Source organism: Streptomyces bambusae (genome assembly GCF_020532645.1).
GTDB lineage: Bacteria > Actinomycetota > Actinomycetes > Streptomycetales > Streptomycetaceae > Streptomyces > Streptomyces bambusae.
In genome coordinates this window covers 108381-120896 of record NZ_JAJAUZ010000014.1, presented here as the reverse complement: position 1 = coordinate 120896, position 12516 = coordinate 108381, and the positions used below count along the sequence as shown (strand labels likewise).

Here is a 12516-nt window from a genome sequence, read left to right as displayed (position 1 = left end):
TCGAGCCGGTGTCGAGTGAACTTCGTGACCCTGGAGTCCCCTTGAACAAAGGACGGACCAGCCCCGGACCACCAGCAACGGCGAGTCCAGCGACGAAGGAGCTGAGCCCGTGACCATGGTCACCACCGAAATCCACGACACGTCCGCCAGAGAGGCCGGCACCGCCGAGCCGCTCGCGCCGCTGCGCCGTGCCGCCCGGCTGGAGGCACAGCTCGGCGACCCCTACGACCCCGCCAACCCGCACGGGCTCGGCGCCCTGTTCGCCGCCGACGAGCAGCGGCACCCGCCGGAGGCCACCGAGCAGCTGCTCACCGAGTTCGGGCTGAGCGCCGAGTTCGTGCCGGCCGAGTTCGGCGGCCGGCTGACCCGCGCCGACCACCTGGCGAAGGTGCTGCGCCCGGTGTTCCGCCGCGACCTCGCCCTCGGCTTCGGCTACGGGATCACCTCGCTGTTCGCGACCTCCGCGGTGTGGGCGGCCGGCACCCCCGCACAGCGCCGGTTCACCGCCGACATGATGCTCGGCGGCGGCCGCGCCTCGATCGTGCACCACGAGATGGCGCACGCGAACGACATCCTGCGCGACGAGTTCACGGCCGGCGCCGCACCCGGCGGCGGCTACGAGCTCAACGGCCGCAAGGACGTCATCATCAACGCCGCCCGGGCCCAGGCGTACGTCGTGTACGCGCGCACCGACCCGGCCCGTACCCCGTACAGCCACTCGGTGCTGCTCGTGGACCCGGCCGAGACCGCCGGCATCGGCCACCTGCCGCGGGTCCCGACCACCGGCATGCGCGGCAACCTGTTCTCCGGCCTGGAGTTCACGGACTGCGCGGTGCCCGGCAGTGCGCTCGTCGGCCGGCCCGGCGAGGGCGTGGCGCTCGCGCTGCGCACGTACCAGGTGAACCGCTGCGTCATCGCCTCGACGGCCGTCGCCGCGGTGGACACGGTGCTGCACTCGGCGGTGCGCGCGGCCACCACCGGCCGCAGCCGGCCGCTGGCCCGCCGCTGGCACAAGCCGCTCGCCGGGGTGTTCGCCGACATGCTGGCGTGCGACAGCATGGCCACGGTCGCGCTGCGCGCCCTCAGCCTGCTGCCGGACCGTACGCACGTCCTCGCGGCTGCCGTGAAGTACGTGGTGCCGGACCTGCTGCGGGAGGACCTGGAGGAGCTGGCGACGGTGCTCGGCTCGCGCGGCTACCAGCGCGGCACACCCGAGTACGGGGCCCTCGACAAGCTCTCCCGCGACCTGCCGGTGGCCGGTCTCGGACACGCCGGCACGGCGTCCTGCCAGGCCGTGATCGTGCCCCAGCTGCGGACCCTCGCGGAACGCGCGTGGTTCCGCGAGGAGGAGCCGCCGGCCGAGCTGTTCCGCACCGGCGCTTCGCTGCCGGTCCTCGACTACCGGCTGCTGGGCATCGCGGACGGCGGCGACTTCCTCGCCGCGTCGCTCGTGGAGTCGGCGGCCCGGCTGGCCGAGGTGCGCGGGGTCGGCGGCCAGCTGGCGTTCCTCGCGGACCTCGCGGAGGGGTTCGTCGGCGAGCTGCGCGCCCTGCGCGAGCGCTGCCGGGCGATCCCCGCACACGGCAGCGCGGCCTCCCTCATGGACCCGGCGCTGTGCGTGCTCAGCGACCGGTACGCGCTGGTCCTGGCGGCCGCCTCGGTCCTCGGCACCTGGGAGGGGCAGGACGGCAGCGACCCGTTCCTGGCCGCCCCGGCCTGGGCGGTGCTCGCGCTGGCCCGGCTCGGCGGCCGGCTCGGGATCCCGGTGCCGGACCTGCCGGACGGCTGCATGGAGCAGGTGCTGGAGGAGCTGATGCGCCGCTACCGCTCGGGCCGCAGCTGCGACCTGGACGCGACGGAGCTCGCGCAGTGAACCGGCCGCGGACCGGCCGGGCGCCCTGCTCGGCGGTGCGCTGCGCACCGCACGGCCGGCACACCGGGCACCGGCACGAGCACGAACACGAGCAGCACAAGCACCAGCAGCACGGAAGGAGAGCCCCTTGACCGACGTCCTGACGGACCTGGCGGACCTGTCGGACCCGGACTCGGCCGCGACCGCGACCGCGACCGCGGACCACGCGCACCGGATCAGCGCGCCCATCCACGTCAGCGGGCCGGCCGGCCCGTGGGACGAGGTGGCGCAGGGCATGGCCCTGCGCGGCAATGCGGCGGTGTACACGACATGGGGCGAGTGGCTGACGGCGGCGCTCGCGGAGCCGGCGCTGCGCCGGCTGCTGGGCCGGGACTGGCTGCGCTACCGGCAGACCACCGACGCGACGATCCGCTTCCGGTTCGTCGCGTCCCGGCTGGCGGTCAAGTACACGGCGGCGGCGGCGCTCGGCACCGACCCGACCGACCTGGACCTCGCGTACAAGATCGGCGGGCGGCCGTACCTGCGGGGGTTCGACCAGATCGACGTGAGCCTGACGCACACGGACGACCTGATCGCGGTGGGCATCAGCAGCACCGGCCGGATCGGCATCGACACCGAACCGGCGGGCCGCCGGCTGTCGTTCCGGCTGCTCCAGGACCAGGTGTGCACGGCGGCGGAGAAGGCCGAGCTGGGGGCGCTGCCGGAGGCGGAGCAGCCGGCGGCGATGCTGCGGCTGTGGACGCTGAAGGAGGCCTATACGAAGGCGCTCGGCCAGGGCCTGCGGCTGGGCTTCTCGGAGTTCGGGTTCTCGAACGGCAGCGGCGGCGAGACCGGTCTGCTGGCCCCGGACGGCACTCCGGCGGCCACCGGCGAGTGGGCCTTCGGCACGTACCCGGTGCTGGACCGCTTCCTGGTCAGCGTCGCCTGCCACGACACGGGCCTGGGCTCGTCCCGCGACACGTCGGCGTCGACGATGCTCGACGAGAACTTCCTGACGATGGTGTCGGGCCTCCTGGACCAGCGCTGACACCCCCCGACCGCCGGCTCCTTCTTCGGAACCCGGGCGGGCCTGGGGGCGGTGGCCGCACCAGCGTTGCTGCGGCCGCCGCTCCAGGCTCGTCCGAGTTCCCGGGAGGAGACTCGGGTGTGCGGCCGGTTCCCGGTTCCCCCGGCCGGGAGCATGCCGCTCCACTTGCCTCGCTGCCCCCGTCGTCCCCCACGCACGGGCAGCGGGGCACCGGCATGCCCGCGCCCGGCCGACGCGGGTCCGGCCCGTCTCTTCCGCTGCTGCAGGCGGATTCGAGCGTTCCTTGAGCACCGCCTCGGATGCTGACGCGACACCGGCCGCAGCCGGTGCCTCTGTGTCGAAAGGGCCCGTATGAGCATCGCCGAGGAAAGCCATGCTGTGCACCGAGCACCCTCCGCAGCCCGGCCGCAGGGGCGGGAGCGTCCCGCCGTGACCGCCGCCGTTCCCGTCCCCGCCCTCGTCGACGACGCGGCCGCCCTGGCACTGGCGGCCTCGATCCGCATCACCAAGGGCAATCCGACGGCCGAGGAGGTCGCCACCCTGGCGGTGCTGCTCGCCGCCCGGATCCGGCAGCGCGAGGACGCGGACCGGGCGGCCGCCCGCCCGGGGGCCCGGATCCACCGGCTCCCGCCGCGCCGCCGCCCGCCGTTCGTCGCCCCCGGCTCCTGGGCCTCCTGACCCGGTAGCCCTGCCACCCCCGAAGCCGCCCCGGCCGGTCCCCCGGCCCGGGCGGCTTCGGCGTGCCGGGGGAAGCCGTACGGGGGTGGGCGGGGAGGCCGTCGGGGCGGGGCCAGCGGGGCGGGGAGCGGGGGCGCGGCGGGACAGAGCGCAGGAGGCACGGCCCGCGGCGGGACAGAGCGCAGGAGACACGGCCCGCGGCGGGACAGAGCGCAGGAGACACGGCCCGCGGCGGGACAGAGCGCAGGAGACACGGCCCGCGGCGGGACAGAGCGCAGGAGACACGGCCCGCGGCGGGACAGAGAGCGGGAGGCGCGGGGTGCCGCCGTGCGACGGACGCAGGCGGCGGGCAGCGGGCCGGGGCGTCGCGGGACGGGCGTACCCGGCGGCCGCCCGGCAGGCGCTCCGGGCAGGCCGCTTGAGGAGGGCTCGAAGCGGGCTCCAACGCCCCCTCACACACTGTCCACGTCCATGGGACAGGCCATGGAGGAGGAGGCAGACGAGATGACCATCGAGATGCTCGGCGGCACCCGGACCACGGCGGCGGACCCCGCGTTCGCCGCGCTGTACGGGCAGGTCCAGCGCTTCTACGACCGCCAGATGCGGCTGTTCGACGCCGAGGAGGCGCAGCGCGCCGCCGGCGACGGCGCGGCCCGGCACTGGATCGGCATGCTCGACGCCCGGCCGCAGCCGGACGGCACGGTCCACACCCGGTGCAGCGCCCTGGTGTCCACGCCGCGCGGCGCCGCCCGGAAGGGACTGCACGTCCGCGTGCTGGAGGACGTCCTCGCCCCGGCCGCGGAGCCGGGCGACTGGACCCTCCTGCACCGCACGGTCACCCGCGACGACACGGTCTGAGGCGGGCGACCCGGGCAACAGCCCGCCCCGTACCAAACCGCCCCGACTGTTTCAGCGCCGCGGCCACCGGCCCCGACACCCCCGAGCCCCTCTCCACCAGGCCCGGCAAAAACGAAAAATCCCCTCGCACCCACGGTGCGAGGGGAAGGAGCGCGGCCCGGGGCCACGCCGGCGGAGGCGCGACCCCGGAACCGCGCGGCATCGACCTGATGATCCAAACATACCGGAGTGCGGGTTTTCAAGTGCGTCCGGTCGAGGACGGTTCAGCGCGCGCTCTCCGTCCCCCCGGCGGCCAGTCGGGCTTGGACGGGCTCCGCGGCCAGGTTCGGCAGGAGCAGGGCCCAGAACCGGGTGAGGACGGCCGTACTGAGCCACCGCACACCGGACCGGCCCAGCACCTCGATGCCGACGGTTGCGGCCACGACCGGGACGGCCGCATCGTCCGCCGTCACACCGGGCGCCAACGCGCCCCGCTCGCCGGCCCGCACGAGGACCGCGCGCACCCACTGCTGCCACTCGCCGCGCAGGTCGACCGCCGGCGCGCGCCGGCCGCGTGACCCGGAGAGGGAGAAGCCGGCCCGCAGCACGGCGTCGCCCTCCAGCGCCCGGGCCAGGGCATGGGTGGCATCGATCAGCGCCTGGAGCACGTCCTCCCCGGACGGGCCGCACGGACCCGACGGGTCGAGTCGGCCGGCTCCGTCCGCCGTGAGCCGTCCGAGCCGCTCCGCGGCCACGGCCTCCACCGCGGCGGCCAGTTCACCTTTGCCGGCGAAGTGGAAGTGCAGGGCACCGGTGCTCACCCCGGCCCGGGCGCTGACGGCGGCCAGCACGGTCGGCTCGAACCCCTCGCGGTGGAACACCTCGGCGGCTGCCTCGATCAACGCGCGGCGCGTGTGCAGCGCGCGCTCCTGTCTCGCCATCCCGGGCTCCATTGCTGCGACGTGCAGCCGTGCTGACGGGACGGCCCCGATCCGGCCACGGCGGCACCTGCACGGACGCGACGCAGCCGAGCATGTGGCCCTTCCCTGGAGGGTCGCTCAAGGCGCACTTGAGAACCTCTCGGGTGCCCCTGGAGGCCGAAGTCCTCTCCTCCCCGGCCGGCCGGCCCGCCCGCGCCGGACCCGCGGCGGCCGCACCCCACACCCCCAAAAACCGGAAGCCCCGATTCCTAATCCCGACCCCGCGACCGGAACGTCAAAAGCCCGGTCCCCGCACATGGCGGGGACCGGGCGCAAAGAGGTACCGGCTCGTACGGGTGGCGGCCCGGGCGACCGGTCAGGCGGCCGGCTTCAGGTGCGCCGAAGCCTGCGGGTCGAGGCCGGTGAGGACAGAAGAGGCAACCTGTTCGCCGTCCTGGTGGAAGGTCACCTGGACCCGCAGCTCACCAGGGCGCTGCGTGGGCAGCAGCTCGGCGTCCACCCAGAGCGGGCTGTCGAGTTCGGCGTACCTGTGGAAGGTGGTGGAGACGGAACTGAGGGCGAAGAACTCGGGGTCCGACACCGCACAGGCCGCCTGGCGCGCAGCCTCCTGGATGACCATGCCGGGGAGGTGGTCGCCGCCGTGGTCGAAGAGGATGGGGTGTGCGGGGTCGGGGATGACGCGGAAGCGGCCGGGCACGTCGCCCTCGGTGGCAAGCACCACGTCGAACGGGTTCAGCCTGCCCACGAGGGCCGGGGCGACCAGGGAGGTCCGGTTGACGACGGGCGTCGGCGCACCGTCGTCAGCCAGCTTCCCGGCGCGGATCCGGCGGTAGCTGGCCGCGGAGAGGCAGGTGAACCTGCCGCTTCCGGTGGCGGCCATCCTGCCGTCGCGGTAGACCGTGGCGCGCATGGTGAAGGCGGCGAGCCGGTTGCCCCGCCAGCTCATGTCCGTGCATTCGGCACGCAGCTCGAGGTCGCTGGGGGCCGCCCCGATGGCCAGCTCCTCGTGGCAGACGGTGAAGTCCATGTCCCAGATGATGAACTTGTGCCCGAGCGGGACGCCGAACTCCGCGTGCGCCAAGAACAGCCCCACCTGGCGAAGCGTTTCGGCAGCCTGAAGGGGGTCGTGGCGACGCCCGTCCGCGCTGGTGAAGAAGGTGTGCGCCCGGGGCCACTGACCGGTGAGCGCGAAGTTGCGGTCGTCGATCTTGCGGGCTCCCGTCAGGAAGACCTCCGCGTGGCAGGCGCGGTGGACGTACTCCCGCGGGACGGTGGTCGTCAGGAGCGCCCCCGCCAGGCCCGCACCACATTCAGTGGCCGTCGACCGGACGGAAGACGTGGCTGCCTGCTGAAGCGTCATCAGGGTCATGGGGACCTCTCCGCGCGACGTTGGATGGTCGAGGGCCCCCCGTTTGGACCCCACGACTCATAAGATACGTACTAACCGGTTTTCTTTTCAAGCCGTTACGGCAGCATCACTTCAGAGCGTTTCCAGCCGCTCACTCCACACAGACGATCTTGATCGCGCACTGACGAGTCGTCGACAAGATGTCAAGAAGAGCCGGAACTTCCGCTTCAGACAAGAGATTTCACTACCAAGAACGTAATGATCCGGACAATTTGGCAGGCTCTGGATCCAGACACAGGCACACCGGAGCCCCCGGTACGGCGATCGGCCGATACCCTCGGCCATCGAGGTTCACCGATTGCAAAACCGCCGACGTGGTTTTATTCTCCTCAAGTGCGCGCAATCGACCCCTGACCGCTGGCCGCGACGGGGTGGGATCCCCCGCTCTGGCAGGGTCGCGCGCAATCACCTCCTCCAGCCTCACTCCGGCATGTCGGCACTGACGACACATGCGCTTGCCTGGTAAGATACGAACCTGACGGTTTTCTTTCAGCAGCCTGTTACAGCGGGTGGAGTCGTACGGAGGTGAGGAATGGCACGACAGGAACGAGCCATTCGGACCCGGCAGGCAATCCTCACCGCGGCCGCGGAGGTCTTCGACGAGGTCGGCTACGAGGCTGCCACGATCTCCGAGATCCTCCAGCGCTCCGGGCTCACCAAGGGCGCCCTCTACTTCCATTTCGCGTCGAAGGAAGAGCTCGCCCAGGCCGTCCTGGCCGGCCAGGTGGACGTACTGCCCGAGGTCCCGATGCAGGACCTCAAGCTCCAGTTCCTCATCGACAACGGGTACCTCCTCGCCCACATGCTCACAGTGGAGCCGGTACTGCGCGGCAGTGTTCGGCTCGCCGTCGAGCAGGGGCGCGACTCCATCGACCGCAAGATCCCCTACATGGCGTGGGCCGAAGGCGTGCAGGCGGTCCTCGACGAGGCCAAGGCGTCGGGCGAACTGGTCCCGAGCATCGACACCGCCAGGATCGGCCAGCTCGTCTCGGGCGCCTTCGGTGGTGTCCAGCTGATGTCCCAGGCCGTCACGGGCCGCGCCGACATCCTCGAACGGATGTCGGACCTGTACACCTGCCTGATGTCGGCGATCGCCGTGCCGTCCGTACTGGTCCAGCTGGACTTCAGGCCGGATCGCGGCATCGAAGTGTACGAAGCCGCAATCCGGCTTCGCGAGGAGAAGGAACAGGCCGGAGCCGCCGAATCGGAGCCTTCCGAGTAGGCGGCATCCGACCGGGGGGACGGATGCAACACATGGAAAACAGCTGCCCGTACGCGCTCGACGCATCGGCACGCGACCTGGCCGGTGAGACGGCCATGCTGAGGAAGCAGGGTCCGGCCGTTCCGGTCGGGCTGCTGGGCGACGTCACCGCATGGTCGGTCACGGGGCACCGCCAGATCAAGCAGCTCGTGACGGACCCCCGGGTCTCCCGGGACGCACACAGGCACTGGCCCGCGTTCATCGACGGGCAGGTCAGCAGCGAGTGGAAATTCTACGGCTGGGCAGCCATGCGCAACATGCTGTCCGCCTACGGCGAGGAGCACGCGCGACTGCGGCGGCTCATCGCGGGCGCCTTCACCCACCGCCGCATCGCCGCCCTGCGCCCCCGGATCGAGGGGATCACGGCCGAACTCGTGGAGGACCTGGCGGCGGCTCCGGCGGGCGTCCCGGTCGACCTGGTCACCTCCTTCGCCCGGCCGCTTCCCATCCGGGTCATCTGCGAGCTGTTCGGCGTGGACGAGGACGTCCGCGCGGAGCTGATCGGCGCCATCGACCCGAGCCTGCGGACGGACGTCGACCCGGAGCAGGCCGCCACGGCCCGCGCCACGGCCCACGAGCTGCTGACCTCCCTGGCAGCCGCCCGCCGGGCCGCGCCGCGCAACGACCTGACCTCGGCCTTGATCGCAGCCAGGGACCAGGCAGGCGAGCAGCTCACCGAGCAGGAGCTCATCTTCACCCTCAAGATGATGATCGCCGCGGGGTACGACACCACCGCGAGCCTGGTCGGCAACGCAGTAGCAGCACTCCTCACGCACCCCGAGGAGCGGGACCACGTGAGGGCAGGGCGCGTCGGCTGGGACACCGTCATCGCCGAGACCCTGCGGGCGCGTGGACCAGTTGCATACGCGCCCCTGCGCTTCGCGGTGGAGGACATCGACCTGGAGGGGGTCCGGATCCGTCAGGGCGATCCCATCGCCGTCTCCTTCGCCGCCGCCGGCCTCGACCCCGAGCTGCACGGCGAAGACGCCGCCGAGTTCCGCCTGCAGCGTCCCGGCGGCCACGAGAACCTGGCCTTCGGGCACGGCGTGCACTTCTGCTTGGGCGCCCCGCTCGCCCGACTGGAGGCCGCCATCGCGCTTCCCGCGCTGTTCGAGCGCTTCCCCCGGATGGAGCAGGCGCAGCCGTTCGAACCGCTGGAATCGTTCCTCATCAACGGCCACCGGTCGCTGCCGGTCCTGCTCGGCGAGCCGAGCAGCCGATGACGCTCCGGTCGCGTGCGGTGGTCCCGATCCTGTCGGCAAGAGATCCAGAACGGCGTTCACCTTGACGTATTCTCCTGCGCCCCGGAGCGGTGGCGGCGAACCCGCAGACCTCGGACGGACGCGGACCGCCGAGGGGCGGCTGGCCGGAAGGACCGCGCTGGTCACCGGTGCCAGCCGCGGAATCGGCCGCGGAATCGCCGAACGCCTGGCGTCCGACGGCTCGCTCGTCGCCGTCCACTACGGGCAGAACACCGCCGCGGCCGACGAGGTCGTGGCTTCCATACGCGCCGCGGGGGGCGACGCCTTCCCCCTGCAGACCCGACTCGGTGTCCCGGGCGACGCCCAGGCCCTCTTCGCCGCCTTCGACGCCGAGCTGGAACGGCGCGGCATGGAACCCCGGCTGGACGTCCTCGTCAACAATGCCGCCGTCAGCGGCTCGGCGAGGATCCACGAGGTGACCCCCGAGCTGATCGACAGGATCTTCTCGGTCAACGTCACCGCGCTCCTCCTCGTGATCCGCGAGGGACTCGGCCGCATGTCGGCGGGCGGGCGCATCGTCAACATTTCCTCCATGGTGACCCGCGCCGCCTACCCGCAGTCCGTCGTCTACTCCATGAGCAAGGGGGCCGTGGACACCCTCACGATCGCCCTCGCCAAGGAGCTCGGCTCCCGCGGCATCACGGTCAACACCGTCTCTCCGGGCTTTGTCGCAACCGACATGAACGCCAAGCTCCGCACCACGCCCGAGGGCGCCGCACAGTTGGCAGCCATATCGGTCTTCGACCGCATCGGCGAGCCCTCGGACATCGCGGGCATCGTTTCCTTCCTCGCATCCTCCGACTCGCAATGGGTCACCGGGCAGCGCCTCGACGCATCGGGCGGCTCGCAGCTCTGACCCTCGGGCCGAGGGGAGGCGCGCTACGCCGCCGCCGCGTACCCCGCCGTGCGGAGTTCCACCGGAGCAGCCGGGACCGGTGCGGCCGCCGCCGTCCGCTCCCCTCCCCCCGTCCGGAACACCACCAGGCGCAGGACCAGGAAGCGGCAGAGGCCTGCGAGGGCGGAGGCCGTGAGGTAGACGGCCTGTTCGGTGAGGAGGTCCGGGGTGGTGCGGAGCAGGTGGAGGACGGACACCGCGAGGGTGGTGGCCGCGTAGGCGCCGGCGGCCGAACCGGCCGACTGGAGGTGCTGGCGCAGGCCCGGGCGGCTGCCCGCGCCGAAGGTGAAGCGGGCGTGGAGCACAGTGCCCAGGACCGTGGAGGCCGCCGTCACCAGGGCGTTGGCCAGGGCCCAGGGCAGCAGGCCGCCGAGGGCGGCGACCGCGGCGCCGGAGGCGAGCCCGAGGCCGCCGCCGCAGAGCACGAAGCGGGCGAAGGCGGCGACGGGGCCGGGGGCCGCCGGGCGCGCGGCCTGCTCAGCCGCGCCGGCCGTACCCGTCGTGTGGTCCGTCATCCCGCCTCCCCTCCCTTTCCCACCGTGCACTGTTCGTCGTAACGAACACTGTACGGGTTCCGTACAGTGTTCGCAATGCCGTACGGCGTGCGCCGACGGGGCGATCTGCACGAGTAGCGGCGGGTGCCGGGGCAGCCGGTGCGGAGCAATACGGGAGTGGCCCGGCCGTGCGCGGCCCGGCAAGGATCGTGCCGCCCGGGCCGGTGCACCGGCCCGCGCCGACCGCCCCGCCCGTGCGTCCACCGGAGGATCCATGCCCGTCCAGCGACGGATGCTCGCTGCCCTGACGACCGCCGCCACCGCCGTGGCCCTGGCCCTCGTCCCGCACCCGGCCGCCTCGGCACCGACCGACTGCTCGTTCACGTCCAGCGGGCTGGTCCCGCTGAACGACCTGGGCACCGGCACGTACCAGGGGATCCAGGGCGGCCTCTACCCGAACGGCAGCAACAGCCGCCCGGCCGCGCACGAGAGCGCGGGGCAGAACCTCGCGCAGAACGCGGTCCTCCCCCGCAACGCAGCCGGCCAGGTCGACCTGGTCAACGGCAAGATCGTGCTGATCTCCATCGGGATGTCGAACACCACCCAGGAGTTCCAGAAGTTCATCTCCACGGTCGGCACCTGGGGCGGCAAGAACCCGAAGCTGGTGCTCGTGGACGGCGCGCAGGGCGGCAAGGACGCCTCCACCTGGGCCAACCCGAACGACGCCACCTGGTCCGTGCTCGCCACCCGGCTCTCCAACGCCGGCGTGACTCCCGCCCAGGTGCAGGCGGTGTGGCTGAAGGAGCAGTTCGTCGGCGACAACCTGGGCGCCTTCCCGGCCGGCGCGCACACCCTGCGCAACGCGCTTGCCGACATCGTCCGCAACGGCCGCGCCAAGTACCCGAACCTGGCCGTCGGCTACGTGGCCAGCCGCATCTACACGTACAACCCGGTCCGCAGCGCGGGCGCCTACCAGCAGGGCTTCGCCGTCAAGAAGCTGATCCAGGACCAGATCAACGGCGACTCCACGCTCTCGTACGGCGCCGGCGGCGTCGCCCCCTGGCTGTCCTGGGGCCCGTACCTGTGGGCCGACGGCCTGGGCTCCGACAACGTCGTCGGCGGCACCCCCGGCCGCAGCGACGGCCTGGAGTGGAAGTGCACCGACCTGCAGAGCGACCGGGTGCACCCCAGCACCGCCGGTCAGCAGAAGGTCGCCGACCTGATGCTCGCCCAGTTCAGCACCGACCCCACCGCCACCCCCTGGTTCAACAACTGAGGAGGAGGGACGACCGTGCCGCACATCGAGATCCCCGAGCAGATCCCCGGCATCCGGGGCCTGATGGCCGCCCGGCCCGAGGCCGGCCGCAAGCTGAACGAGCTGGCGCAGCTGCTGCTGCGCGGTGAGTCCCGGCTGACCGCCGGCGAGCGCGAGCTGATCGCCGCGTACGTGTCGCACCTCAACGGGACGCGGTACTGCACGGGTTCGCACAGCGCGGCCGCCGCGCACATCAACGGCGGCGGCTACGCGCTGGTGGAGGCGGTCAAGAACGACCCGGAGACGGCCCCGGTGGACGAGCGGCTGCGGGCGCTGCTGCGCATCGCGGCGAAGGTCCGCGGGGACGCCCGCACGGTGTCGGCCGAGGACGTCGAGGCGGCCCGGAAGGCCGGCGCGGACGACGAGGCGATCCACGACACGGTGCTGATCGCGGCCGCGTTCTGCCTGTACAACCGGTACGTCGACGGGCTCGCGGCGATCACGCCCGAGGACCCGGCGGTGTACGACGCGATCGGCGCGCACCTGGCGGCCAACGGCTACCTGCCGCCGGGCGCCTGACCCGCC

The 12516-nt window shown here is 72.6% G+C and carries 12 protein-coding genes; 9 read left to right on the top strand and 3 right to left on the bottom strand.

What is annotated here, in order from left to right:
- Window positions 1-115: 115 nt before the first annotated feature.
- The 4 genes from LG634_RS12820 (at window position 116) to LG634_RS12805 (ending at window position 4436) form a co-directional block, all read left to right on the top strand.
- Window positions 116-1873 (top strand): acyl-CoA dehydrogenase family protein, encoded by a 1758-nt coding sequence (locus tag LG634_RS12820; protein WP_226733912.1) that lies wholly within the window; start codon window positions 116-118, stop codon window positions 1871-1873.
- Between the two features lie 127 nt (window positions 1874-2000).
- Entirely contained in the window at window positions 2001-2900 is a 900-nt protein-coding gene (locus LG634_RS12815; protein WP_226733884.1) for a 4'-phosphopantetheinyl transferase family protein, read from the top strand.
- Between the two features lie 429 nt (window positions 2901-3329).
- Window positions 3330-3578, top strand: coding sequence for an acyl-CoA carboxylase subunit epsilon (locus tag LG634_RS12810; protein WP_226733883.1), 249 nt, complete (start codon window positions 3330-3332; stop codon window positions 3576-3578).
- Window positions 3579-4049: 471 nt separating this feature from the next.
- Complete coding sequence (locus LG634_RS12805) at window positions 4050-4436, top strand: hypothetical protein (protein WP_226733882.1); 387 nt, start codon at window positions 4050-4052, stop codon at window positions 4434-4436.
- A gap of 263 nt (window positions 4437-4699) precedes the next feature.
- Here the strand turns inward: LG634_RS12805 and LG634_RS12800 are convergent, their stop codons facing one another.
- Both LG634_RS12800 and LG634_RS12795 read right to left on the bottom strand, forming a co-directional pair.
- The gene (locus LG634_RS12800; RefSeq protein WP_226733881.1) at window positions 4700-5356 is read right to left on the bottom strand and encodes a ScbR family autoregulator-binding transcription factor; all 657 of its coding nucleotides are present in this window, start codon (window positions 5354-5356) and stop codon (window positions 4700-4702) included.
- Between the two features lie 355 nt (window positions 5357-5711).
- The gene (locus tag LG634_RS12795; protein ID WP_226733880.1) at window positions 5712-6725 is read right to left on the bottom strand and encodes a ScbA/BarX family gamma-butyrolactone biosynthesis protein; all 1014 of its coding nucleotides are present in this window, start codon (window positions 6723-6725) and stop codon (window positions 5712-5714) included.
- A 571-nt stretch (window positions 6726-7296) separates the two neighbouring features.
- On the opposite strand from LG634_RS12795, the gene LG634_RS12790 reads away from it, so the two are divergent.
- From LG634_RS12790 to LG634_RS12780, 3 genes are all read left to right on the top strand, one after another.
- A complete protein-coding gene (locus LG634_RS12790; RefSeq protein ID WP_226733879.1) occupies window positions 7297-7986 on the top strand; it encodes a ScbR family autoregulator-binding transcription factor in 690 nt (229 codons plus the stop codon).
- A gap of 32 nt (window positions 7987-8018) precedes the next feature.
- The gene (locus tag LG634_RS12785; protein WP_226733878.1) at window positions 8019-9248 is read left to right on the top strand and encodes a cytochrome P450 family protein; all 1230 of its coding nucleotides are present in this window, start codon (window positions 8019-8021) and stop codon (window positions 9246-9248) included.
- A 139-nt stretch (window positions 9249-9387) separates the two neighbouring features.
- Window positions 9388-10143, top strand: a complete 756-nt coding sequence (locus LG634_RS12780) for an SDR family oxidoreductase (RefSeq protein ID WP_226733911.1) — start codon at window positions 9388-9390, stop codon at window positions 10141-10143.
- Window positions 10144-10166: 23 nt separating this feature from the next.
- Here the strand turns inward: LG634_RS12780 and LG634_RS12775 are convergent, their stop codons facing one another.
- A complete protein-coding gene (locus tag LG634_RS12775) occupies window positions 10167-10697 on the bottom strand; it encodes a GtrA family protein (protein WP_226733877.1) in 531 nt (176 codons plus the stop codon).
- A 253-nt stretch (window positions 10698-10950) separates the two neighbouring features.
- Here LG634_RS12775 and LG634_RS12770 point away from each other — a divergent pair, with 253 nt between their 5' ends.
- Both LG634_RS12770 and LG634_RS12765 read left to right on the top strand, forming a co-directional pair.
- Window positions 10951-11952 (top strand): hypothetical protein, encoded by a 1002-nt coding sequence (locus LG634_RS12770; protein ID WP_226733876.1) that lies wholly within the window; start codon window positions 10951-10953, stop codon window positions 11950-11952.
- A 15-nt stretch (window positions 11953-11967) separates the two neighbouring features.
- Complete coding sequence (locus LG634_RS12765; RefSeq protein WP_226733875.1) at window positions 11968-12510, top strand: carboxymuconolactone decarboxylase family protein; 543 nt, start codon at window positions 11968-11970, stop codon at window positions 12508-12510.
- Window positions 12511-12516: the final 6 nt, after the last annotated feature.